Source organism: Leifsonia sp. NPDC056824 (assembly GCF_042789575.1).
Classification (GTDB): domain Bacteria; phylum Actinomycetota; class Actinomycetes; order Actinomycetales; family Microbacteriaceae; genus Leifsonia.
On sequence record NZ_JBHUAV010000001.1, the window covers coordinates 380,760 to 404,247 of the forward strand.

The 23,488-nt window shown below is 72.1% G+C and carries 25 protein-coding genes; 8 read left to right on the forward strand and 17 right to left on the reverse strand.

Annotated elements, in window-relative coordinates; translation table 11 throughout:
• Positions 1-37: 37 nt before the first annotated feature.
• The 5 genes from rpoB to ACFRFH_RS02000 all read right to left on the reverse strand — a co-directional run bounded on the left by rpoB (position 38) and on the right by ACFRFH_RS02000 (position 7,296).
• Complete coding sequence (gene rpoB, locus ACFRFH_RS01980; protein ID WP_382461329.1) at positions 38-3,535, reverse strand: DNA-directed RNA polymerase subunit beta; 3,498 nt, start codon at positions 3,533-3,535, stop codon at positions 38-40.
• A gap of 285 nt (positions 3,536-3,820) precedes the next feature.
• Entirely contained in the window at positions 3,821-4,852 is a 1,032-nt protein-coding gene (locus ACFRFH_RS01985; protein ID WP_382461330.1) for an SDR family oxidoreductase, read from the reverse strand.
• Positions 4,853-4,908: 56 nt separating this feature from the next.
• A complete protein-coding gene (locus tag ACFRFH_RS01990) occupies positions 4,909-5,616 on the reverse strand; it encodes a response regulator (RefSeq protein WP_382461331.1) in 708 nt (235 codons plus the stop codon).
• Positions 5,613-6,770 carry a sensor histidine kinase gene (locus tag ACFRFH_RS01995; protein WP_382461332.1) on the reverse strand — a complete coding sequence of 386 codons (1,158 nt, stop codon included), beginning with the start codon at positions 6,768-6,770 and terminating at the stop codon, positions 5,613-5,615. Before ACFRFH_RS01995 ends, ACFRFH_RS01990 begins: the two co-directional genes overlap by 4 nt.
• 7 nt (positions 6,771-6,777) lie before the next feature.
• Complete coding sequence (locus tag ACFRFH_RS02000; protein WP_382461333.1) at positions 6,778-7,296, reverse strand: hypothetical protein; 519 nt, start codon at positions 7,294-7,296, stop codon at positions 6,778-6,780.
• 141 nt (positions 7,297-7,437) lie between these two features.
• Between ACFRFH_RS02000 and ACFRFH_RS02005 the strand changes: the two genes are divergently transcribed.
• Positions 7,438-8,313 (forward strand): spermidine synthase, encoded by an 876-nt coding sequence (locus tag ACFRFH_RS02005; RefSeq protein WP_382461334.1) that lies wholly within the window; start codon positions 7,438-7,440, stop codon positions 8,311-8,313.
• A gap of 91 nt (positions 8,314-8,404) precedes the next feature.
• Here the strand turns inward: ACFRFH_RS02005 and ACFRFH_RS02010 are convergent, their stop codons facing one another.
• From ACFRFH_RS02010 to ACFRFH_RS02025, 4 genes are read right to left on the reverse strand one after another with little or no spacing between them, the layout of a single operon-like run.
• A complete protein-coding gene (locus ACFRFH_RS02010; protein WP_382461335.1) occupies positions 8,405-9,319 on the reverse strand; it encodes a biotin-dependent carboxyltransferase family protein in 915 nt (304 codons plus the stop codon).
• On the reverse strand, positions 9,316-9,936 hold the full coding sequence (locus ACFRFH_RS02015; protein ID WP_382461336.1) for an allophanate hydrolase subunit 1: 621 nt from the start codon (positions 9,934-9,936) through the stop codon (positions 9,316-9,318). Before ACFRFH_RS02015 ends, ACFRFH_RS02010 begins: the two co-directional genes overlap by 4 nt.
• Positions 9,933-10,757 carry a LamB/YcsF family protein gene (locus ACFRFH_RS02020; RefSeq protein WP_382461337.1) on the reverse strand — a complete coding sequence of 275 codons (825 nt, stop codon included), beginning with the start codon at positions 10,755-10,757 and terminating at the stop codon, positions 9,933-9,935. The genes ACFRFH_RS02015 and ACFRFH_RS02020 overlap by 4 nt, the downstream gene beginning before the upstream one ends.
• Positions 10,758-10,761: 4 nt before the next feature.
• On the reverse strand, positions 10,762-11,436 hold the full coding sequence (locus ACFRFH_RS02025) for a CGNR zinc finger domain-containing protein (RefSeq protein ID WP_382461338.1): 675 nt from the start codon (positions 11,434-11,436) through the stop codon (positions 10,762-10,764).
• 73 nt (positions 11,437-11,509) lie between these two features.
• Between ACFRFH_RS02025 and ACFRFH_RS02030 the strand changes: the two genes are divergently transcribed.
• Positions 11,510-12,118, forward strand: coding sequence for a GNAT family N-acetyltransferase (locus tag ACFRFH_RS02030; protein WP_382461339.1), 609 nt, complete (start codon positions 11,510-11,512; stop codon positions 12,116-12,118).
• Between the two features lie 9 nt (positions 12,119-12,127).
• Here ACFRFH_RS02030 and ACFRFH_RS02035 read toward each other — a convergent pair whose 3' ends face one another.
• The 5 genes from ACFRFH_RS02035 to ACFRFH_RS02055 form a co-directional block, all read right to left on the reverse strand.
• Positions 12,128-12,640 carry a SprT-like domain-containing protein gene (locus ACFRFH_RS02035; protein ID WP_382461340.1) on the reverse strand — a complete coding sequence of 171 codons (513 nt, stop codon included), beginning with the start codon at positions 12,638-12,640 and terminating at the stop codon, positions 12,128-12,130.
• 36 nt (positions 12,641-12,676) lie between these two features.
• A complete protein-coding gene (locus tag ACFRFH_RS02040; protein WP_382461341.1) occupies positions 12,677-13,282 on the reverse strand; it encodes a hypothetical protein in 606 nt (201 codons plus the stop codon).
• Between the two features lie 84 nt (positions 13,283-13,366).
• The gene (locus ACFRFH_RS02045) at positions 13,367-13,669 is read right to left on the reverse strand and encodes a DUF427 domain-containing protein (protein WP_382461342.1); all 303 of its coding nucleotides are present in this window, start codon (positions 13,667-13,669) and stop codon (positions 13,367-13,369) included.
• A gap of 78 nt (positions 13,670-13,747) precedes the next feature.
• Entirely contained in the window at positions 13,748-14,314 is a 567-nt protein-coding gene (locus tag ACFRFH_RS02050; protein ID WP_382461343.1) for a hypothetical protein, read from the reverse strand.
• A 30-nt stretch (positions 14,315-14,344) separates the two neighbouring features.
• A complete protein-coding gene (locus tag ACFRFH_RS02055; protein ID WP_382461344.1) occupies positions 14,345-14,872 on the reverse strand; it encodes an EVE domain-containing protein in 528 nt (175 codons plus the stop codon).
• A gap of 136 nt (positions 14,873-15,008) precedes the next feature.
• On the opposite strand from ACFRFH_RS02055, the gene ACFRFH_RS02060 reads away from it, so the two are divergent.
• The 5 genes from ACFRFH_RS02060 (at position 15,009) to ACFRFH_RS02080 (ending at position 18,280) form a co-directional block, all read left to right on the forward strand.
• Complete coding sequence (locus ACFRFH_RS02060; protein WP_382461345.1) at positions 15,009-15,329, forward strand: hypothetical protein; 321 nt, start codon at positions 15,009-15,011, stop codon at positions 15,327-15,329.
• 17 nt (positions 15,330-15,346) lie between these two features.
• Entirely contained in the window at positions 15,347-16,630 is a 1,284-nt protein-coding gene (locus ACFRFH_RS02065; RefSeq protein WP_382461346.1) for an RNA polymerase sigma factor, read from the forward strand.
• Positions 16,631-16,704: 74 nt separating this feature from the next.
• Positions 16,705-17,256: a hypothetical protein gene (locus ACFRFH_RS02070; protein ID WP_382461347.1), complete on the forward strand. Its 552-nt coding sequence runs from the start codon at positions 16,705-16,707 to the stop codon at positions 17,254-17,256.
• Positions 17,253-17,936, forward strand: coding sequence for a DUF1684 domain-containing protein (locus ACFRFH_RS02075; protein WP_382461348.1), 684 nt, complete (start codon positions 17,253-17,255; stop codon positions 17,934-17,936). Before ACFRFH_RS02070 ends, ACFRFH_RS02075 begins: the two co-directional genes overlap by 4 nt.
• A gap of 2 nt (positions 17,937-17,938) precedes the next feature.
• On the forward strand, positions 17,939-18,280 hold the full coding sequence (locus ACFRFH_RS02080; RefSeq protein WP_382461349.1) for a hypothetical protein: 342 nt from the start codon (positions 17,939-17,941) through the stop codon (positions 18,278-18,280).
• Between the two features lie 55 nt (positions 18,281-18,335).
• Here ACFRFH_RS02080 and ACFRFH_RS02085 read toward each other — a convergent pair whose 3' ends face one another.
• From ACFRFH_RS02085 to ACFRFH_RS02095, 3 genes are read right to left on the reverse strand one after another with little or no spacing between them, the layout of a single operon-like run.
• Positions 18,336-18,632 (reverse strand): DUF1778 domain-containing protein, encoded by a 297-nt coding sequence (locus ACFRFH_RS02085; RefSeq protein WP_382461350.1) that lies wholly within the window; start codon positions 18,630-18,632, stop codon positions 18,336-18,338.
• A 53-nt stretch (positions 18,633-18,685) separates the two neighbouring features.
• Complete coding sequence (locus ACFRFH_RS02090) at positions 18,686-19,201, reverse strand: GNAT family N-acetyltransferase (RefSeq protein WP_382461351.1); 516 nt, start codon at positions 19,199-19,201, stop codon at positions 18,686-18,688.
• A 60-nt stretch (positions 19,202-19,261) separates the two neighbouring features.
• Entirely contained in the window at positions 19,262-21,475 is a 2,214-nt protein-coding gene (locus ACFRFH_RS02095) for a HelD family protein (protein WP_382461352.1), read from the reverse strand.
• A 251-nt stretch (positions 21,476-21,726) separates the two neighbouring features.
• Between ACFRFH_RS02095 and ACFRFH_RS02100 the strand changes: the two genes are divergently transcribed.
• Positions 21,727-23,319 carry a DEAD/DEAH box helicase gene (locus ACFRFH_RS02100; protein ID WP_382461353.1) on the forward strand — a complete coding sequence of 531 codons (1,593 nt, stop codon included), beginning with the start codon at positions 21,727-21,729 and terminating at the stop codon, positions 23,317-23,319.
• Positions 23,320-23,488 lie beyond the last annotated feature (169 nt).

Sequence of the window (23,488 nt, forward strand, 5' to 3'; positions counted from 1 at the left end):
CCTATAGAAGATTCGTCAGTTGGGTCTGGCTACCGGGTCAGATCTCGTCGATGGACGACGACTCGAACCGGGAGGAGATGTTGATGCCGAGCTCTTCCGCAGCGCGGAAGGCCTCGTCGTCCGCGTCGCGCAGACTGACGGTCTGGCCGTCGGCCGAGAGGACCTCCACGTTCAGGCAGAGGGACTGCATCTCCTTGATGAGGACCTTGAAGGACTCCGGGATGCCCGGCTCCTGGATGTTCTCACCCTTGACGATGGCCTCGTAGACCTTGACGCGACCGAGGATGTCATCCGACTTGATGGTCAGGAGCTCCTGGAGCGCGTACGCGGCTCCATAGGCCTCGAGGGCCCAGACCTCCATCTCACCGAAGCGCTGGCCACCGAACTGCGCCTTACCACCGAGCGGCTGCTGGGTGATCATCGAGTACGGGCCGGTCGAACGCGCGTGGATCTTGTCGTCGACCAGGTGGTGCAGCTTCAGGATGTACATGTAGCCGACCGACACCGGGTCCGGGTAGGGCTCGCCGGAGCGGCCGTCGAAGAGCTGCGTCTTGCCGGACGATCCGATCAGGCGGTCGCCGTCGCGGGTCGGGAGGGTGGCGTCGAGCAGGCCGGCGATCTCCTCCTCCTTCGCACCGTCGAACACCGGGGTCGCGACCTTGGTGTTGGGGGCGGCGCTGAACGCGGCCTCCGGGAGCTCGGCAGCCCACTTGGGCTTGCCCTTGATCTCCCAGCCGTTCTTGGCGATCCAGCCGAGGTGGATCTCCAGGACCTGGCCGAAGTTCATTCGACCGGGGACACCCAGCGGGTTGAGGATGACATCGACCGGCGTTCCGTCCGCGAGGAACGGCATGTCCTCGACCGGAAGGATCTTGGAGATGACGCCCTTGTTGCCGTGACGGCCGGCGAGCTTGTCGCCCGCGGTGATCTTGCGCTTCTGGGCGATGTAGACCACCACACGCTGGTTGACGCCGGAGCCGAGCTCGTCGTCGCCGTCCTGCGAGTCGAAGACCTTGACACCGATGATCGTGCCCTCTTCACCGTGGGGAACCTTGAGCGAGGTGTCGCGCACCTCGCGGCTCTTCTCGTTGAAGATCGCGCGGAGCAGGCGCTCCTCGGCCGACAGCTCGGTCTCGCCCTTCGGCGTGACCTTGCCGACGAGGATGTCGCCGGGGCGCACCTCGGCGCCGATGCGGATGATGCCGCGCTCGTCGAGGTCGGCCAGGAGGTCCGGGCTGACGTTCGGGAGGTCGCGGGTGATCTCCTCCTTGCCGAGCTTGGTGTCGCGGGCGTCGACCTCGTACTCCTCGATGTGGATCGAGGAGAGGGTGTCGTCCTTCACCAGGTTCTGGCTGAGGATGATCGCGTCCTCGAAGTTGTGGCCCTCCCACGGCATGAACGCCACGAGCAGGTTCTTGCCGAGCGCGAGCTCGCCGTTCTCGGTCGCGGGGCCGTCAGCGACGACCTCCCCGGCCTCGATGCGGTCGCCCTCGTCCACGACCACGCGGTGGTTATACGACGTGCCCTGGTTGGAGCGGTCGAACTTGCGCAGGTAGTAGGACTTGATCGTGCCGTCGTCGGCCTGGACGGTCACGGCGTCTGCCGAGACCTCGGTGACCACACCGGACTTGTCGGCGGTGACCACGTCACCGGCGTCGATCGCCGCGTAGCCCTCCATACCGGTTCCGACGACCGGGCTCTCCGAGCGGAGCAGCGGCACCGCCTGGCGCTGCATGTTCGCACCCATGAGGGCTCGGTTGGCGTCGTCGTGCTCGAGGAACGGGATCAGCGACGTACCGACCGACACCATCTGGCGCGGGGAGACGTCCATGTAGCCGATCTCGCCGGCGGGGATCAGGTCGACCTCGCCGCCCTTCTGACGGGCGAGCACGCGCTCCTCGGTGAAGTGGCCGCTCGGGTCGAGCGGGGCGTTGGCCTGCGCGACGACGAAGTCGTCCTCCTCGGAGGCGGTCAGGTAGTCGATCTGGTCGGTGACCCGGCCCTCGACGACCTTGCGGTACGGCGTCTCGATGAAGCCGAAGGAGTTGATCCGCGCGAACGACGCGAGCGAGCCGATCAGACCGATGTTCGGGCCTTCCGGCGTCTCGATCGGGCACATGCGGCCGTAGTGCGACGGGTGGACGTCACGGACCTCGACGCCCGCGCGCTCACGGCTCAGACCACCGGGGCCCAGCGCCGACAGGCGGCGCTTGTGGGTCAGGCCCGCGAGCGGGTTGTTCTGGTCCATGAACTGCGAGAGCTGCGAGGTGCCGAAGAACTCCTTGATCGCGGCGACGACGGGTCGCACGTTGATCAGGGTCTGCGGGGTGATCGCCTCGATGTCCTGCGTGGTCATGCGCTCGCGGACGACGCGCTCCATGCGCGAGAGACCGGTGCGGACCTGGTTCTGGATGAGCTCGCCGACGGCGCGGATGCGACGGTTGCCGAAGTGGTCGATGTCGTCGGTGTCGAGACGGATGTTGGTCTCGACGCCGCTGCGCAGGCCCTTGAACGTGGTCTGGCCGTCGTGCAGGGAGACCAGGTACTTGATCGTGGCGATGATGTCCTGGACGGTCAGCACCGAGTCCGACAGCGGGGCCTCGAGGCCGAGCTTGCGGTTGATCTTGTAACGGCCGACCTTGGCGAGGTCGTAGCGCTTCGGGTTGAAGTAGAAGTTGTCCAGCAGCGCACGCGCGGCCTCGGCGGCGACCTGCTCGCCCGGACGCAGCTTGCGGTAGATGTCCTTCAGCGCCTCCTCCTTGGTGAGGATGGCGTCCTTCTCGAGGGTCAGCTCGATCGACTGGAAGCCGGCGAACTCGGCGAGGATCTCCTCGCTGGTGAGCCCGAGGGCCTTCAGGAACACGGTGACCGACTGCTTGCGCTTGCGGTCGATGCGGACACCGACCTGGTCGCGCTTGTCGATCTCGAACTCGAGCCACGCACCGCGGCTCGGGATGATGCGCGCCGAGTAGATGTCCTTGTCGGAGGTCTTGTCGGCGGCGGCCTCGAAGTAGACGCCCGGCGAGCGGACGAGCTGGGAGACGACGACACGCTCGGTGCCGTTGATGATGAAGGTGCCCTTTTCGGTCATGAGCGGGAAGTCGCCCATGAAGACCGTCTGGGTCTTGATCTCACCGGTGAGGTGGTTCATGAACTCGGCCTCGACGTAGAGCGGGGCCGAATAGGTCTTGCCCTTCTCCTTGCACTCGTCGATCGAGTACTTCTTCTCCTCGAGGAACGGGTTGGTGAAGGAGAGCTGCATGGTCTCGCCGAGGTCCTCGATGGGAGAGATCTCTTCGAAGATCTCCTCGAGGCCCGTGTTGGCGGGCAGATCCTGGCGACCCTGGGCCTCGGCCTCGACGACGCGTTCCTTCCACGCGTCGTTTCCGACCAGCCAGTCGAAGCTCTCCGTCTGCAATGCGAGCAGATCGGGAACCGTGAGGGTGTCCGTGATCTTGGCGAACGAAAGACGAGATGCGGCTCGTCCGTTCTTGGGTGTCTTGTCAGTGTTGGTTGCGTTGCGCGCAGCAGCCAAGGAAATAACCTCCGTGGGCCCCGTCGGGCCAGTTACTGTCGGTCGAGATGTGGTGTTGTGAGGGACGAGGACTCCCAGGCACGTCTCGTGCCGCCGTATCTGACCCGGTGAACCGGGCCCAGACGCGCGCGAGTGAAGTCAGAGCCGACCGCAATATGAAGGCAAGGGTGTGCGTGGGAGCGCAAAGAACCACTATATGTCAAACTGACGCGCCGTGTCCAGTCTTTTCTTGACCGGAGGCGCAGTCACGGTGTATAACCTCGCGGACGGCCGGGTATTCCCGCGTCACTGCAGGCGCGGCGGCAGCGAGTCGACGGTCGCGATGACGGCCTCCTCGCGGGAGCGCGGCCGCCAGCCGAGCACCGTGCGGGCCTTGGCGGACGAGCCGTTCCGGTAGACGCCGATGTCGGGCAGCGAGCCGCGCACCTGGCGGCTGAACGGCGCGAGGGCCTTCAGTATCCACGACGGCATCAGCCCGGTGCGGACCCTGTCGCCCGCTGGCGAGCCGAGGTGGCCGCGGATGATGAGGGCGAGCTCCGGCGCGCTCAGCGCGTCGCCCGCCGTGGCGAGGAAGCGCTCGCCGGCGGCCTCCGGCTTGGTCATGGCGAGCAGGTGCAGGCCGGCGACGTCGCGCACGTCCACGACGCCGAAGTACACGTCGGGCAGGCGCGGGAGGCGGCCCTCCCGCACGGTCTTCACCAGGGCGACCGAGCTCGAGTAGTCCGGGCCGAGCACCGGGCCGAGGATGCCGACCGGGTTGACGGTGGCGAGCTGCATGTCGCCGCCCTCCTTGGCCATGAAGTCCCAGGCGGCGTGCTCGGCGAGCGTCTTGGAGCGGACGTACGAGCTGATCGGGCGGCCGCTGTCCAGTTCGGTCCAGTCCACCTCGGTGAAGGGCTGCCGGGTCGGGGCGTGGCCGTAGCCGATCGCGGCGTAGGACGAGGTGAGCACGACGCGCTCCACCCCGGCGTCGCGGGCCGCACGCAGGACGCGCAGTGCGCCCTCCCTCGCCGGCCGCACCAGCTCGTCCGGGTCCTTCGGCTCGGTCATCGGGAACGGCGAGGCCACATGCAGCACGAACCGGCAGCCCGCGACGGCCTCGGCCCAGCCGGCGTCGTCGAGCAGGTCGGCGACCGCGAACTCCAGCCGGTCCCCCGCATCCGGGATGCCGCCTGCGGCGAGCTGGGACCGCACATCGGCGGCGCGCTGCGGCGAGCGGATGGTCGTCCGCACCGAGTATCCGGCCTCCAGCAGCGCGAGCACGCAGTGCGCCCCCACGAAACCCGAGCCGCCCGTCACCAATACCCGATCAGTCATGCGCCCATCCTCCCCCAGCGCGACCGAACCCGCGACCGCGTGCGGCCGGGTGTCCGTCAGCTGCGGACGAGCGCGATGGCCTGGGCGCGCGAGGAGACGCCGAGCTTGGCGAAGATCGCGTTGATGTGGGTCTTCACTGTGGAGCCGCCGACGAAGAGGACGGAGGCGATCTCGCCGTTGCTGAGGCCGTCGGCGACCAGGCCGAGCACCTCGGCCTCCCGGCGGGTGAGCGCGGGGAACCGCTCCACGAGCGCGCCGGCGGGGTCGGCCGGCCTGGCGCGCGGTACGGAGGTGAGCGAGCCGATGATGCGGGCGCCGACCTCCGGGGCGAAGGTCGCCTGTCCGCGCGCGACGGCCCGGACGGCGGAGGCCAGCTCGGCGCGGCCGGCGTCCTTGGTGAGGTAGCCGCGGGCGCCGGCGCGCAGCGCGGCCAGGATCGAGTCGTCGTCGGCGAAGGTCGTCAGCACGAGCACCGCGGAGCCCGGCGCCTCGCGCATGATCCGCTCGGTGGCGCCGACGCCGTCGAGCACCGGCATCCGGAGGTCCATCAGCACCACGTCGGGACGCTCGGCCACGGCGAGCGCCACCGCCTCGGCGCCGTCGGCCGCGGAGCCGACGACCTCCATGTCGGGCAGCAGGCCGAGGACGGTGACCAGGCCGTCGCGGATGATCGCCTGGTCGTCGGCGACGACGACGCGGATGCGGTCCGGTGTCGTCTCGCCGCCCGTGCCAGCCGCGCCGCTCATGCCAGCCGCGCCGCTCATGCCAGCCTGGCCTCGGCCGTGACGGTGAACCGGCCGCCGTCCGCGGTCGCGGCGACGGAGCCGCCGAGCGGAAGGGCGGAGAAGCGTTCGCGCATCCCCTCAAGGCCGTGCCCGCCGCCCGAGGTCGCGAGCGCGGCGCCGTGCGACGCGACGACCGGCGGGACCAGCGGCGAGGAGACGGTGAGCAGCACCCGTTCATCCTGCCAGTCGAGCGCGGCGTCGACCGGCGCGCCCGGCGCGTGCTTGCGCGCGTTGCTCAGGGCCTCCTGGAGGGCGCGCTGCAGCGCGGTCGCCTGGGCGGAGTCGAGCGGCCGCGGCGAGCCCGACTCGTGCAGCGCTGCGACGCCGCCGAGCGTGCGGTGCGCGGCGACCAGGTCGTCGAGCGTCGCGCGGAAGTCGGCGGCGGTCACTTCCGTCGTCGCCGCCCCGTCCGGGTCGCGCAGCGCTGCGACGGCTCGGCGCGCCTCGGCGAGGCCGTCCGCCGCCAGCCCGCGTGCCGCCACGACGCGCTCCCTGGCCGACGCGGCGTCCCCGGCCTCCAGCAGCGCGTCCACCGCGTCGAGCTGGATGACCAGGCCGCCGAGGCTGTGCGCGAGGACGTCGTGGAGGTCGCGGGCGATCGCCACCCGGGCGGCCTCCTCGCGCATGGCGAGGTCGCGCTCCCGAAGCAGCGCGCCCTGCTGCTCGGTGAGGCGGAACTGCCGGCGACTGAGTCCCGCGAAGCCGGCCAGCACGATCCCGGCCATCTCCCCGAGCACCGCCGCCACGGGCGAGCCGAACGGGAGGGCGCCCACCGCGACCAGCGCCGCCGAGACCGCGGCGACCGCCCCGCCGAGCGGCAGCGGCCACGTCGGGTCGCCGACCAGGTAGACCACCGCCACGGCCGCCGGCACGATCGCGATCCCGTCGGTGGCCGGCGCGACGAACGCTCCGGTCACCGCCGAGAGCAGGCACATCACGAGCGCCGCGCGCCGCCAGCCGACGAAGGTGAGGACCGACCGGGCCAGCCACGACGCCACCGCGAACAGCGCGAGCGCGAGCACCCACGCCGGGCGGTCCGCGGCGTGGGTGCGCAGCAGCGACCAGCCCACGGCGCCCGCACCGAGGATGTTCAGTACGAGCGCCAGCAGGCCCGGTCTGCTCCAGAAGTCCACGAGACCATCATGCGGCGAGCGCGGCGTGCCGATCGAGACGCGCCGAGAAGACGGCGGTCCGGGCGGCGCGGTTGGCGGCGAATACCAGGAAGATGACGCCGGTCGCGGTCGCCAGGTGCGAGCCGGCCATCGAGGCGAGCACGTCCACGCCGACGCGGACGGCGATGATCAGCACCCAGAGCACGATCCCGAGCACGCCGGTGCGCGACTCGTACGACGCGACGTAACGGGCGTCGTCGCCGAGTCGGATGGGCGACTCCAGGGGACGGAAGTGCGCGATCGCGCCCATCCACGCGCCGACGGCCAGCGACAGCACGAGCTCGCCGGCCACCACGGCCAGATCGAGCGGGGTGAGCGACGTCGGCTTCACCTGCTGCACGATGAGCACGACGCCGACGAGCGACATGATCGCCGGAAAGCGCCACATCTTCGCGATGGACACCGGACCCCAGGTCAGCTGCCGGAATCCCACCCAGCCGATCAGCAGCAGGATGAGGATCGCGTTGGTCAGCGTCTGCACGTTCATGAGTGAGAGTCCTTCCGGCCGGGATGTCCGGCACCCCTCAAGAGTCGCGTCCGGGCGGCGAGACCGGGACCGCCCGGCGGCGGAGACCGGGTGGAGAGGAGGGTGGAGATCGGGTGGAGGCCGCGGACTACGCTGGACGCCGTGCCACAGAACCCGCCGCTCCCCTCGGTCGTCCTCGCCGAGAGCGGCTACCTCGCCACGATCGAGCCGGACCGGTTCGTGCCCGGCGCGTACCAGCTCGTGGTGGACGGGACGCCGCAGTCGCACGTCGACCTGGACGACCCCAGCCGGCTGTTCTTCGAGTACATCCAGCGGATGGGCAACGTCATCGACCTCATCGGCGAGCCGGGGCAGCCGATCACCGCTGTGCACCTGGGAGCCGGAGCGCTGACCCTGCCGCGCTACGTCGCCCACACCCGGCCGGGGTCGCGGCAGCAGGTGGTGGAGCTGGAGAGCCGGCTCGTGGACCTGGTGCGCGAGAACCTGCCGCTCCCCCGCTACGCGCAGATCCGCATCCGGCACGGCGACGCGCGGGAGGTCGTCGGCAAGCTGCCGGCCGGCCTGCGCGGGGAGGTCGACCTCCTGGTCATCGACATCTTCAGCGGCGCGCGGACTCCCGCGCATGTGACGAGCGTGGAGTTCTACCGCTCCGCGGTGTCGCTGCTGAAGCCGGACGGCATCGTGCTCGTCAACGTGGCCGACGGGCCGCCGCTGACGTTCGCGCGCAGCCAGGTGTCGACGCTCGGCGCGGTCGTGGAGAACGTCGCGGCGCTGGCCGAGACGCAGGTCTTGAAGGGGCGCCGGTTCGGCAACGTCGTGCTGGTCGGATCAAACTCGCCGCTGCCGCTGGAGTGGCTGCCGCGCCTGCTGGCGAGCGGGCCGCATCCTGCGAAGGCCGTCGCCGGCGAGGAGCTGCGGACCTTCGCGGCGGGCGCGCCGATCGTGACGGACGCCACGAGCGTGCCGAGCCCGCCGCCCGCCCGCAGCATCTTCCAGGCCGGCACCCGCCGCGAGTGACCCGGCGCCCCTCGACGTTTCGGGCGAGCGCCGAAGGGCACGTAGATGCCCTTTCCGGCGCGTTTGAGGGGCGTTTACGTGCCCCTCGGCGTCAGGCGCGGCGGAAGTGGACGGCCTGGCCGGGGCGGAGCTGCGCGAAGGCGTCGAGGGAGCGCGCGGCGACCACGGCGATCACCGGGTAGCCTCCCGTCACAGGATGGTCGGCCAGCAACACGGTGGGGCGGCCGTCGGGCGACACCTGGACCGCGCCGGCGACCATCGGCTCGCTCGGCAGCTCGTCGCGCACGGCGCGCTCGAGGAGCTGCGCCGGCTCCGCGCCCCGGGCGTGCGCAGGGCCGCGCGGCGGGTCGAGTCGCACCCCCACCCGGTCGCCGTCCGCGCTCGCCCACCACTCCACCGTGAAGAACGCGTCGAGGGCGGCGGGCGTGAACCAGTCCGCGCGCGGTCCGCGGTGGGCGCGGACCTCCACCGGGCCGTCGCCGAGGTCGGCGGTCGGCACGAAGTCGATCGAGGGCACCGGGTCGACAGGCTCGGGGCCGAACGGGACGAGGTCGCCCTCCGCGAGCGGGGCGGGCCCGAGGCCGGAGAGGGTGTCGCGCGAGCGGGAGCCGAGCACGGCCTCCACCGCGATGCCGCCGCGCACCGCCAGGTAGCTGCGGACGCCCACGGCCGGCGACGCGACCCGGAGCTCGGCGCCGGCGCCCGCGTGCACCGCACTGTCGGGGTCGACCGGGTGGCCGTCGAGCGTGACGCCGGTCGCCGCCCCGGTCACCGCGAACCACGCTGCCGATTCGAACCGTGCGGCGAAACCGCCGAGCAGCAGCTCCATCGCGGCCGCGTCGGGAGGGTTGCCGACGAGCCGGTTGGCGAGCCCCAGCGCGCCGCGATCGAGCGCGCCGGACGGGCTCACGCCGACCGCCGCGAGACCGGGCCGGCCGAGGTCCTCGACCAGGGCGAGCGGGCCGGGCCGGAGGATGCGGAGCCCGAGAAGGCGTGGGCCGGTCACGCCGTCACCACCGTGAACCGCACCACGACGCCAGGCCGCAGGAGCGCCGGCGGGTCGGCCTCCGTGTTCCACAGCACAGCCTCGGTGCGGCCGATGAGCTGCCAGCCGCCCGGGCTCGACCGCGGGTAGACCCCGCTGAACTCGCCGGCGAGGCCGACCGATCCGGCCGGCACCGCCGTGCGCGGGGTCGCCCGGCGCGGCACGACGAGGCCGTCGTGATCGGTGACGAGGTACGCGAAGCCCGGCGCGAAGCCGCCGAACGCGACCCGCCACCGGGAGGCGGTGTGCCGCTCCACGACCTCGGCGGGCGTGATGCCGAGCAGTCCGGCCACCTCGGTGAGGTCGTCGCCGTCGTAGCGGACGGGCAGCTCCACGACCTCCTCGCCGGCGGCCTCGGCCGGCTCCGGGACGGTGCGCTCGACCCAGCCGCTCGCGGAGGCCGGGCTCAGAACGTGCGGGTCGAGCAGGATCGCGATGGTGCGCGCGGCGGGGACCAGGTCGAGCACGCCGGCCGGCCGGGTGCGCTGGAGTGCCGGCAGCATCCCGAGCACGTCGTCCATCGAGCCGAACTCGACGAGCAGGGCGCTGTCGCCGTAGCCGATCACCCGGCCGTTCACACGAACGGCCTCACCGCGATGCCGGCCTCGTCCAGGCCGCGGCGCACAGCCTCCGCCATCCGCACCGCGCCCGGGGTGTCGCCGTGGACGCAGAGGGAGTCGGCAGCGACGGCGACCAGGGCGCCGTCGGCGGCCTCCACCACGCCCTCCCGCGCGATCCGCACAGCGCGGGCGGCGATGTCGGCCACGTCGGAGAGCACAGCGCCGGCCTCCGTCCGCGGGACCAGCGTGCCGTCGGCACGATAGCCGCGGTCGACGAACGCCTCGCGGACGAATCGGAGGCCGCGCGCACCGGCCGCGCGCTCGACGGCCGAGCCGCGGAGGCCGAGCAGCGGCAGCGACGGGTCGAACCCGGCCAGGGCCTCCACCACCGCCGCGGCCTGCGTCTCGTCGTGGACGATCCGGTTGTAGAGGGCTCCGTGCGGCTTGACGTAGCGCACGACGGTCCCGGCGACGCGCGCCATCCCGGCGAGCGCGGCGAGCTGGTAGAGCACCTCGTCGCGTAACTCGGCGGCCGGGACGTCCATGCTGCGCCGGCCGAAGCCCGCGAGGTCGCGGTACGAGACGTGCGCGCCGACGGCGACGCCGTTCTCGGCGGCCAGCCGGCAGGTGGCCAGCATCGTGGACGGGTCCCCGGCGTGGAAGCCGCACGCGACATTGGCGCTCGTCACCAGCCGGAGCATCGCGGCGTCGTCGCCCAGGCTCCAGGCGCCGAAGGACTCGCCGAGGTCACAGTTGAGATCGACACTGCGGAGGTCGACACTGCGGAGGTCGACACTGCGGAGGTCGACGCTGGCGGGCGGATCGGCGCTGGGCTCCATCCGCCTATTCTGCGATACCGGCGCGCACACCGGCACGCCGGCCGGCCGCGCGGGCGCGGTGCGCGCGCACCTTCGCCCGGTTGCCGCAGCGCTGCATCGAACACCAGCGCCGGTTGCCGCTGCGCGAGGTGTCCAGGTAGACCAGGCCGCAGTCGTCGGCGGAGCACTCGCGGATCCGGCCGTCGGCGTCCGGCCCGAACAGGCGAACGGCGTCGCGCGCGACCGAGCCGAGGGCCTGGTGCGGGCGGGCGAGGGTGCGTCCGGCCTGACGGCCGCCACCGGCCAGCACCGGCGGGATGTCGGGGGTCGCGGCGAACAGGTTCACGACATCCACATCGGCCGGGCCGAGGGTCTCCGCGCGGCTGGCCTGGCGAGCGAGCCGGCCGATCGCCGCGCGCAGCATCTCGGCGTCGCGGAACTCGCGGTCGCCGGTCGTCGCGGCCACCTCCGGGAAGCGCGACTGCAGCCAATCGCCGAGCTGGCGGGCGTCGTCCACCGAGCGCCACTGGGTGTCGTCCTGGGCCCCGTCGGCCGTCCCGTCGACGCCGCCCAGGACGTCCGCACCGCCGGTGTAGGCGAAGTCGAGAGCGAGCGCACCGGAGTCGAACCACCAACGCAGACCGTCCGCGTCATCCATCCACTGCCCGGTCTCGCGGGGCAGGAGGACGTCGGTAGGCACCGAACCAACTTAGTGGGTTTCGAGAGCGTTCGCGGACCCGGCGGCTCCCGGGAGGCGATGCGATACTGGGCGGATGACTGCGACCCGTCCCGATCCGCGTGCCGTGCTCGAGGGCGCGACGGTCCGCCTGCGGGCGCTCACCCACGACGATCTGCCCGACCTCCACGACGCCATCGGTCACCCCGCGGTGTTCGAGGGCGGCTGGGGCGGCGGCGTCGCGGCGTACCGGGACACCTACGAGGAGTGGCGGGAGTTCATCCTCGGCTACCTGGCCTGGGACACCGCCAACGTCATCGCGGTCTGCCTGCGCGACGGCGACCGCATCGTGGGCACGACGACGCTCGGCGACTTCGACCTGGCGAACGGCTCGGCGCACATCGGCTGGACCGCCTACGCGCCGGAGGTCTGGGGCACGCGCGTCAACGCCGAGACCAAGCGGCTCCTGCTCGGCACGGCGTTCGACCACGGGTTTGAGCGCGTCAAGCTGCAGGCCGACGTGCTCAACGAGCGCTCGCGGGCCGCGATCCTGCGGCTCGGGGCCACGTTCGAGGGCGTGCTGCGGCACACCCAACCGCGGGCGGACGGCACCTGGCGCGACACCGCGGTCTACTCGGTGCTGCGCGACGAGTGGCCCGCCGTCCGCGACGCCCTGGACGCCCGGCTCGCGGTCGAGACGGCGTAGCCCCGAGCGTCAGTCCGCGTCGAGCGCCTCGGTCGCGGCCGCCGCGGCCATCCGACGCTGCGCCGTCGAGACCTCCCTGTGCACCCAGGAGATGAGGTTCGCCGAGTCGAACCGCCTGCTGCACGCCCCGCACGCGAGCGCGCGGGCCGGCTTGCGATAGCGGTAGTGCGTGTGGCCCTGCGGGCAGGTCCCCACCCAGGGCGCCAAGTCGTCGGCGATCGCACCGCCGTGCAGCCGCTTGCCCTCGTAGCCGAGGTCGAGCGCGATCGCCCGCCAGCGCGGTCCGTGCCCGGCGCGGGAGCCCGCGAGCGCGTGGGCGACCTCGTGCAGCAGGATCTGGTGGATGTCGTCGTCCTCGTAGCGGGCCGCCAGGTACCGGGAGACCGTGATGCGCTTGGCGGTGTAGTTGCACAGCCCGGCGCGGGTCTTGGCGTTGTCGAAATCGAAGCTCCAGGTGGCCGGGTCGAGATGCAGGGCGATCAGGGCGTCGGCCCAGCGGCGCACGCGATCCAGCTCTGCCATCAGCGTCGGCTCCCAGGTCGGCTCATGCCAGGAATCCTACGCCGGAGAGCCGACGCCGTCTCCGCCGCCGGAGTCGCCCTCGCCGGAGCCCGCCGCGGCCCGCTGCGCCTCCAGGAACCGCTGCACGACGGCCACCGCCGTGAGCGCGCCCTCGATCTCGGCCGGGGACGCCCCGAGCTTCTCGCGCAGGAACACGGCGGCCGTCATGTCGGAGAGCGCGCTCTCGAACTCCTTCATGTCGAAGTGCACCTTGCCGCGGTTCTGCACCGCGAACGCCTCCAGCGCCGTCCACTCGCGACCGCGCGCCTCGTCGACGCAGCCGGTGAGCTCCACGATCGCCTCGTCGAACTTGCCCTGGTACTGCAGCACCTGGCCGCGGCGGATGCGCGCGCCGAGGAGCTGCTCGCGGTCGCCGGTGAAGCGCGCCTGCCGCACCGCCTCGTTGGCGAGGGTGTACGCCTCGTCCAGCCGGCCGAGCAGCCGGAGCAGCACGGTCTTCTCGTTGAGCGCGCTCAAGCTGCGCAGGCTGCCGAGCTCGTCCAGCCGCTCTCCGGCAGCACGCAGGTCGACACGCTCGCGCAGGGTGGACGGATCGTATCCGAGGATGATGCTCAGGGTCGGCTCCCAGGTCGTGCGGTTCACATCAAGCGTAGTCGGCAAACCCGCGTTGACCCGGTTACTGCGTGTTCGGACGCGTCAGTGTTCGGACGCGTCAGTGTTCGCGCGTCAGTCGACGACGCGCACGTCCTTCCAGAACGCCACGTAGTTGCTGTAGTCCTTGCCGACACGGTCGAACGAGCTCGGGTACGGCGTGGGATAGCTCCACGCGCGGTCCTGGAGCAGGCCGTCGCCGTGCTTGACCGAGAAGTACTGGCAGTCGCCCTTCCACGGGCAGGTGTAGGGAGTCGACGACTCCACCAGGTGCTCGGAGTTGACGCTCTGCGGCGGGAAGTACCAGTTGCCCTCGATGCGGATGAGGTCCTCGGTCGGGGCCTCGGCGATGACGGTGTCGTTAAGAATTGCTTTCATGGATGCAAAACCTCCTGAATGCACCGAACACCCGTTTGCGCCCGATCATTCCGATGCCGGGGAGTTCATACCGAGCGCTCAGGCGGCTCGCAGCACGCGGACCTCGGAAACGGTGCCGAGCCGGCCGGAGGCGGCGAGCGCCGCGGGGTCTGCGCCTGCGGCGATGCGCTCCTGTCCGGAGACCGACGCCGTGAGCAGGTGTGCGACGGCCCCGCGTAGGCCGGTGAAGGCGGCACACGCGGCCGCGGCCTCCGGCGAGCTGTAGTCGATACCGAGCGTCGCGAGGGCGTCCACCACCGCGCCGGCGGCGAGGAGGTCCTCCACCGCGAAGCGCGTGCCTCCGCCGGCCGAGGTGCCGCCGGCGGCGACGAGCGCCACCATCGCGCGGCGGCCGAGGCGCACCTGCTCGGCGAGGACCCACGCCGCCACCGCGGCGGCGTCGGCGAGGCCGGCGGCGACGACCGCGCCCGTCCCGGGGAGCACAGCCTCCGCGACCGGCCGGTCTTCGATCGCGTCGACCCAGACCACCACATCGGCGTCCGCCGCGACGGCGGCAGCGCCATCCGCTGCCCAGTCGAAGCGCACCTGGTACTTGGCCTGGCGGTGGGCGGCGGGGACGGTCGAGGGGTCGGTCTGCGAGCTCACCGCCTCAGCGTAGCCCGGCCGTCAGTGTTGTCAGGCGCTAAAGGCGGTCGTCGCGCGTTGCGCCGGGTGACGCGGCCCGTCGGCGCGGCGCGCGGTGGAGGGCCGCTGCTCGCCGGGGGTGTGCCGCAGCTGATCGCGGATCAGCTCGAAGTCGTGCCTGGTCAGCTCGATCAGGCCGGCGCGGAGCTGGTAGCCCCAGTCGCGGTTGTCGCGCGTGAAGTCGAGGGAGGGCAGCAGCGGCCGGATCGGGGTCGCCACCGCGTCGTGGTCCCAGTCGACGCGGCGCCGCCAGGGCAGGAAGTCGCCGTTCGGGCCGCGCATCTGCGCCCCCTGCGTCGCCTGGAACACCTCGGCGTCGGCCAGCCTCCCGACCGCCGTGAACTGCTTGAGGGGCTCCCCGTCGAACGACTCGCGCGGCGAGTAGAACACGAACCCGTCGGAGGCGCCCATCCGTTCCAGCGGCGCGCGGGCGCCGTGGTTGACCTGCGCGAAGCCGCCGGCGACGCCGCGGAGCACATGATCGTGGTGCACCACGCCCAGCCAGTAGCGGATCGCCATGCTCCCGTTCTAGCGCACACCTCGGACATCGCGGGCCCGACATCCCAGCGACGAGCGGCTGCGGTGTCGAATCCCGGGGCTCCGGCTCGACGTCTCTACGAGTGCCTCGCCCTGCGCCACGACGGAAGGACCACGGATGCGCTACCTCCTCACCCTCAGCACGGACGGCCCGGCGCCGGCGGAGTCCATCCAGCGGTACACGGTCGAGCTGATCCGCGCAGGGGTGCTCCTGGTGGGCGAGGTCCTCGCGGACGACGACTGCACGCGCGTCGAGCTGACCTTCGGCGGCCCCCGGACCGACGCCGAGCTGCAGCCGGTCTCCGCGGTGCGCCCGGCCGCCGTGTGGATCGTGCAGACCTCCGATCGCGCCGAAGCCGTCGAATGGGCGCGACGCCTCCCGCTCGGTCGTGGCAGAGTCGAGGTGCGCCGCATCCTGACCGGGACGGCGGAGACGTGAGCGCGGGAGGAGCGGCCGTGGTGGAACGGGAGCGCACGACGGCCGATCGGGCCGCCGCCGACGCCGTGGAGGCGGTCTGGCGCATCGAGTCCGGGAAGCTCGTCGCCGGGCTCGCCCGCTGGACGGGCGACGTCGGCCTGGCCGAGGAGCTCGCCCAGGACGCGCTCGTCGCCGCGCTCGAGCAGTGGCCGGAGGCCGGCATCCCGCGCAATCCCGGCGCCTGGCTGACCACTGTCGCCAAGCGCCGCGCGATCGACGGCTGGCGCCGGCGCGAACGCCTCGACGAGCGGTACGCCGCTCTCGCCCGCGACCTGGAGCAGCAGGACGACGACGACCCGGCCGCCGTCGTGGAGGAGGAGATCGAGGACGACCTGCTGCGCCTGGTGTTCGTCGCGTGCCACCCCGTGCTCGCGCCGCCCGCACGGGTCGCCCTCACGCTCAAACTGCTCGGCGGGCTCACCACCGAGGAGATCGCGCGGGCCTTCCTCGTGCCCGTGCCGACCATCGCGCAGCGCATCGTGCGCGCCAAGCGGACGCTGACCGCCGCGCACGTCCCGTTCGAGGTCCCCGACCGCGCCGAGTACCCGGAGCGGCTGGCCTCTGTGCTGGAGGTCGTCTACCTGATCTTCAACGAGGGCTACTCCGCCACCGCGGGCGACGACTGGATGCGCCCCGACCTCTGCCAGGAGGCCCTCCGCCTCGGCCGCGTGCTCGCCGAGCTCACTCCGGGCGAACCGGAGGTGCACGGTCTGGTGGCGCTGATGGAGTTCCAGGCCTCCCGCCTCCCCGCACGCGCCACCGCCGACGGCGAGCCGATCCTGCTGCAGGACCAGGACCGCACCCGCTGGGACCGCATCCTGATCGGCCGCGGGGTCGCCGCGCTCGCCCGCGCCGACCGGCTGGTGGGCTCCCGCGGCCGTGGCCCCTACGCGCTGCAGGCCGCGATCGCCGCCTGCCACGCGACCGCCCCCGCGCCGGAGGACACCGACTGGGAGGAGATCGTCGCGCTCTACGGTGCGCTCGGCTCCCTCCAGCCGTCCGCCGTCGTGGAGCTCAACCGCGCGGTCGCCCTGTCGATGGCGTACGGCCCGGAGGCCGGCCTCGACGTGGTGGACCGGCTCGTGCTGGACGGCGCGCTGGAGTCGTACCACCTGCTCCCCTCGGTGCGGGCCGACTTCCTGCTCAAGCTGGGCCGGGCCGCGGAGGCCGAGGAGGAGTTCCGGCGGGCGGCGGCGATGACCGGGAATGAGCGCGAGCGGGCACTGTTGCTGGCGCGGGCCGAGGAGGCCGCGCGCGGGTAGCGCGTGGCGCGGGCGTCCGGGAGTGCGCCGAGAATGACTGCCGCCCGCGCGGAGGATGCGTGACACTGGGGTGCGTGAGAGTCCTCCTGAAGCTCATCCTCGACTGCGACCCGGACGCGGCCTGGCGCGCCCTGCAGAGCCCGACGGCCTTCCGCGAAGTGGCGCTGCCCTGGGTGGACTTCCGGTCGGACGAGCCGGCGGGCTTCCCGACCGTGTGGGACACCGCGGAGCACCGGGTGAGCGTGCGCGCCCTCGGCGCCGTCACCGTCGGGACGCAGGCCATCCGCCTGGACACGCTGCGCTCGACCGACCCGCGCGAGCGCGCGACGCGCATCCTCCGCGACAGCGGCGGCGGCGTCGGTGGCGTGCTGTCGGCGATGCCGCACCTCGACCACCGGATGGCCATCGCGCCCGACCCCGCCGGTCCCGGGGAGGACGGCCGGATCCGCACCCTGTACCGCGACCGGCTGGTCGTGCGGGCCGGGGCCGTGACGCCGCTCGCCTGGTACGGATTGTGGGCGTTCTGGCAGTGGCGCGGGATGCGCCTGCGGCGCCTCGCACCCACCTGGGCATACGATCCACCCACGCCCGAACCGGATACAGCCACGACGGAGGCAGCAGCATGAGCACCATCACCCCCGAGCCCACCCCCGAGGTCGCCCCCGGTCGCGGACGCATCGCCACCGCCGTGCAGACCGCGGACTGGCGCCGCAGCGTGTTCGCGCTGTACGCGTCGGTGCGCAGGATCGCTGCCTCCGACCCGGCCGCCGCCCACGCGCACTGGATCTCCTGCCGCAACGACCTCTTCTCGTCGCACCCGGCGTCCCCGCTCCTGAACGAGGACCGCGACCGCTTCACCGGGCTCCCGGTGTCGCCGTACGACCCGGACTGGCGCTTCGAGCTGCCCATCCACCCCGCCGAGGAGGCGACGCGGATGGACGTGGAGACCGGCACCGACGGCGTGGTCCCGTTCCAGCTGCTCGGCGCGGTGCACGTCCCGCTCGCCGGGTCGCTCGACGTCTGGCGGCTGTCCTCCTACGGCGGCGGCCTGTTCGTCCCCGTGAAGGACGCCCTCGCCGGCCGCCGCGGCGGCACCTACGGCGGCGGCCGCTACCTGATCGACACGATCAAGGGCTCCGACCTCGGGATGACGGCCGACGACGACGAGACGACGATCGTCCTCGACTTCAACTTCGCCTACAACCCATCCTGCGCGTACGACCCGGCCTGGGCATGCCCGCTCGCGCAGGCGGGCAACACGCTGGGCGTGGAGGTGCCGGTCGGCGAGCGGTACGGCCAGGAGTGAACGTGGAGACGGTCACCCTCTGGCGCCCCACCGGCCCGGAAGAGCTCGCGCTGGTCGAAGCGTCGGGCTGGCGGGAGTGGCCCGCCCGGCTCCCCGATCAGCCGATCTTCTACCCCGTCCTCAACGAGGAGTACGCGACGATGATCGCCAGGGACTGGAACGTCAAGGCCAGCGGCGTGGGCTTCGTCACCCGGTTCGCTGTCGGGAAGGACTACCTCGACCGCTACAAGGTGCGCCAGGTCGGCGGGAGGGACATCCTCGAGTACTGGATCCCGGCGGAGGACCTGCCGGAGTTCAACGCGAACATCGTCGGCACGATCGAGGTCGTCGCGGAGTATCGCTGACGCGAGGCGCCTCACCCCTCCGCCAACGTCAACCGAACCGCGAGCGTACGGCCGCTCAGACCGACTGCGCCGACTGATCGGCGCGAACTCGCCTGATGAGCTCCGCCAGAGGCTTCGAGGCGACAGCGGGCTCGTCCAGCGCGCGCTCGACCTGCAGTACTTCGGCCGGAGTGAGTTTGATCAGAGCGTCCTCGATGAGGATCTCGCGGGCATGGTTCAAAGCCGGGCCGAGGATGAAGGACGTGAGGTCTTGCTGAGCCAGCTCGGCCGCTGCGCGCAGAGTGTCGCGCGCCTCGCTGCTCAGCCGGAGGTTGAGTCGTTCGGTCTTGGCGGGCGCGAGCGTGTCGATCATGTGGCCAAGGGTAGCACATTCGTACGTACTGCGTACTCACACAAACACAGTCATCAGCCCGCAGCTTCGAACGTGGCCCGCAAGACCTCCACCGGCATGAACATGCGAAGATGGCGATCCTCCAGGGAGCGGAAGCCCATCTTGCGATAGAACGCACACAGTTCAGTGCTCAGGGCGTCGACCAGCACCACCTCCACCCCGACCTTGTCGGCGACCGTGAGGAAGTTCGCGAGGGCGTGCACGAGAAGGCGCATCCCCAACCCCTTGCCCTGCATCGACTTGTCCACGCCGAGCTGCGCCAGAAGGATCGCAGGCTTCGGGTATCGACTGCGGCCCACCCCGAACGCTTCCGCTACCTCGCCCCGGCTCATCGTCCCCACCTGAGACGAATGGAAACCGACGACGCGATCTCCCGTCACGGCGAGCACAGTGCGCGTGTTGCTCGACCGGTGCGACTGGCCGGCATGCCGACGGAACCAGTCATTCACCCGCGGGTCGCCGCAGTCGAACTCCGATCGATCGAATGCCGGATCGATTGCGACTAGCCGAACCTCGTCGCTCTCACCCATTTAGCGAGCATACAGAATTAGTTCAGTGTCTACACAGAAATACTTGTATTACGATTGTGCTTAGCGCCCCACCAACGTCAACCGCTGCGTCGGCCGCGTCATCGCCACGTACAGCGACGCCGCCCCGCGCACCGACTCCGCGGCGAGCGCCGCCGGGTCGGCCAGGACCACCGCGTCGAACTCCAGCCCCTTTGCCTCGTACCCCGTGAGCACCGAGATCGGCCGGGTCAGGCCTGCAGCCCCGCGCGCCGCCGCATCGCCGAACCGGGAGCGCACCGCCGCCGCGACAGCCTCCACCTCGGCGGCCGTCGCGATCACAGCGAGGGTCCCCTCGGCGTCGAGCGACCGGTCGTGCGCCACCGCCTCCGCGACGGACTCCGCGAGGCCGGCGTCCGCCGACACCCGCCGGATCGGCCAATCGCCCTCCCGCACCGCGCGCGTCGGCGTGATCGGCAGCCCGGCCTCCGTCGCGATCCGCTCGGCCTCGCGGGTGATCTGCGCGGGCGTTCGGTAGTTGACCGTCAGCTCCTCCAGGCGCCAGGCGTCCTTGAACACCGGGCTGAGGGCCTCGTCCCAGCTGGTCGCGCCGGCGGCCGACGCGACCTGGGCGATGTCGCCGACGATCGTGAACGACTTCATTGGGCAGCGGCGCACCAGCACGCGCCACTGCATCGCCGACAGCTCCTGCGCCTCGTCGACGACGACGTGGCCGTAGGTCCACGACCGGTCGGCGAGCGCGCGCTCGGCGGTCGTGCCGCGGTCCTCCTGCTCGGCGAAGCCGTCGGCGAGCTGCTCGGCGCTCACCAGGCCCTGCACACCCATGTTGCGGATGGCCGCCCGCGCGTTCTCGAGGTCGCGCTTGCGCTGCCGGTCCCGCTCGCGGGAAACGTAGTCCGCGCGGCCGGGGAAGTCGCCCAGCAGCTCGGCGGCCTCGTCCAGCAGCGGCACGTCGGAGACGGTGAACGGCGCCGTCCGGTCGCGCTGCAGCGCCTCCCGCTGCGCCGGCGTCCACCGCGGCGTCAGCTCGGCCAGCCACGACGGGCGCGCGTACAGGTCCTGCAGCAGCTTCTGCGGGGTGAGCGGCAGCCAGGCCGTGTTGAGGAGGACGCGGACGTCGTACGACGTGCGCAGGTCCTCACGCAGCACCCGGAGGTCCGCATCGTCGATCGTGGAGCCGCCGGCCCGGAGCTGCGCGGCGAGCTGGTCGGTGAGCTCGCCGAGCGCCTGCTTCACGAACGTGACGCGGGCGACGTTGTGCGGCTTGCCGGTGCGCTGCGCCTTCCCGAGTGCGCGCTGCACGAGGTCGGGCTGGACGACGAGGCGCTCGTTGTCGACCACGATCGTCTGCGGCTCGGCCGGTGCCTTCTGCCGCGACCTCACGGCGCGGGAGAGCAGCCGCGCCATCTGGATGGAGCCCTTCAGGCGCGCGGCCTCCGGCTCGTCGTCGGCCGTGGCCTCCACGCCGGGGAACAGCTCACCCAGCGTCTGCATCACCACGCCGGTCTCGCCGAGCGACGGGAGGACGGCCTCGATGTAGCGCAGGAACGCGGGCGACGGGCCGACGACGAGCACGCCGGAGGTGCTCAGCCGCTGCCGGTTCGCGTACAGGAGGTAGGCGGCGCGGTGCAGCGCCACCGCGGTCTTGCCGGTGCCGGGGCCGCCCTGCACGACCAGGGCTCCGCGGATGTCGGAGCGGATGATGCGGTCCTGCTCGGCCTGGATGGTCGCCACGATGTCGTGCATGCGGCCGGTGCGCTGCGCGGTGAGGGCCGCCAGCAGCGCGCCCTCGCCCTGCACCTTCTCGCCGGACGCGTCGCCGTCGAGCAGAGCCTCGTCGAAGACGTCGTCGTCGATCCGGACCACCTGACGGCCGTTCATGGTGAGGTGGCGGCGGGCCCGCACGCCCATCCGCTCGTTCGCCGTGGCCTGGTAGAAGGCGCTCGCCTGCTGAGCGCGCCAGTCGATGAGCAGCGAGCGCTGGTCGTCGTCGCGCAGGCCCACGCGGCCGATGTAGCGGTGGTCGGTGCCGTCGACCTTCTCCTGGAGCAGCAGCCTCCCGAACACGAGCCGGGCGTCCACGTCGCGGAGCTGCACGAGCTGATCCTCATACAGACGCGCGAAAGCGTCGCGTTCGCTGCGCGCCTGGTGGTTGCTGCCCACGCTCTCACGGCGCACCCGCGTCAGCCGCTCCTCCGTCTCCGCCCGGAGCGTGTCGAGGCGCTCGTACAGGCCGGAGACGACAGTGCGCTCACGATCGAGCTCGGATTCCTGCACGCGCGAACCACCTTCCGGGATTACGGGCCGAAAGTCTACGACGTCCAGCTAGGAATGCGCTCCCAGCAATCGTGAGGCGCGTACCGCTAGACTCGGTGGACCAGCACTGCTGGCATGCCGGCGCCGCCGGCCTGCGCGAGCGCCGGGCGGACCCCCGCCGCGCACCACCATCTTCTTTCCGGCGAAGACGTCGCCCTCTTGCGACGCCGCCGGACCAGCCCTCATGGGCCGACCCTGCCAGAAAGGCACTTGTGACCAACCAGACTTTCGCCGACTTCGGCGTGCCCGCTCCCCTCGTCGCCGTCCTCGCGGCCGACGGCAAGGCTGAGCCGTTCCCCATCCAGGCCGACACCCTCCCCGACACGCTCGCCGGACGCGATGTGCTCGGCCGCGGCAAGACGGGCTCGGGTAAGACGATCGCGTTCGCGATTCCGATGGCCGCGCGCCTCGCGGCGTCCGCTTCCGGAGGCCGTCCCTCCCGCGGCTACCGCCGGCCCCGCGGCCTCGTCCTCGCCCCGACCCGCGAGCTCGCCACCCAGATCGACGCCACACTGAAGCCGCTGGCCGCCGCTCTCGGACTGACCACCACCACGATCTTCGGCGGCGTGTCGCAGAGCCGCCAGGTGACCGCGCTCCAGGCCGGCGTCGACATCGTCGTCGCCTGCCCCGGACGCCTCGAAGACCTGATGAAGCAGGGCATCGTCCACCTCGACAGGGTGGAGATCACGGTGCTCGACGAGGCCGACCACATGGCGGACCTCGGCTTCCTGCCGACCGTCACGCGCATCCTCAACGCCACGCCGTCGCGCGGACAGCGCCTGCTGTTCTCGGCCACGCTGGACAACGGCGTCGACAAGGTCGTCGCGAAGTTCCTCACCAACGAGGTACTGCACTCGGTGGACGACGCCACCAGCCATGTGGAGGCCATGACCCACCACGTCTTCGAGGTGAGCGACCAGGACGCCAAGAAGGACCTGATCACGGCACTCGCCTCCGGCCGCGGCCGCCGCATCATGTTCATGCGTACCAAGCACCAGGCCAAGCGCCTCGCCAAGCAGCTCACGTCGGCGGGCATCCCCGCGGTCGACCTGCACGGCAACCTCAGCCAGGGCGCCCGCGACCGCAACCTCGCGGCGTTCGGCAGCGGCGACGTGCGCGTGCTCGTCGCGACCGACGTCGCGGCCCGCGGCGTCCACGTCGACGACGTGGAGCTGGTCGTGCACGTCGACCCGCCCGCGGAGCACAAAGCGTACCTGCACCGCTCGGGCCGCACCGCGCGTGCCGGAAGCGCCGGAGACGTCGCGACCGTGATGCTGCCGGAGCAGGCGGGCGACGTGAAGTCGCTGCTGCGCGCGGCCGCGATCACGGCCACGCCGCAGCGCGTGACGGCGGAGTCCCCCGCGGTGACGGCACTCGTCGGCGAGCGCGCGGAGCGCGTCGCGCCGGCGCCGGTCGCCGCGGTCGGCAACAACGGCGGCCGGGGCGGCTCCACGGGCGCCTCGGGTGCCGGCAACGGCGGCCGGCGACGCCGCGGCGGCCAGAACCGGGCGGCCGGCGACGGCCGCGAGGGCCAGGCCTCGCGCGACAACGGCGGCAACCGTGGCCAGGGCACGGGCCGCAACGGTCGGAACTCCGGCCGGGACGTCGCCCCGACGGACGGCGCTGGCCGCAGCCACGGCCGCGGCGCGCGCGAGGGCCGCCCCGCTGCCGACCGCAACGGCGCGCCTCAGGCGTCCGGCAACGGCCGCGCCGGCCGCGCGGGCGCGCGCCAGGGCCTCCGCGTCGGCGACGTCGTGAACGGCAGCACCAGCCGAGGCCGCGGCACCCGCCGCGCCCGCGGCTGACCCCCTCAGCACCCCACCTCCACCAACGGAGGAGATCCAGCCCCCACAGGGCCCGATCTCCTCCGTTGCCTGCTTAAAGCCCACCCACCCACGCACATCTCCTCCGCTACCGACACCGCAGCCAACGGAGGAGTTTCGGTACGCGACGAGCGGAAATGTCGGCCAACGG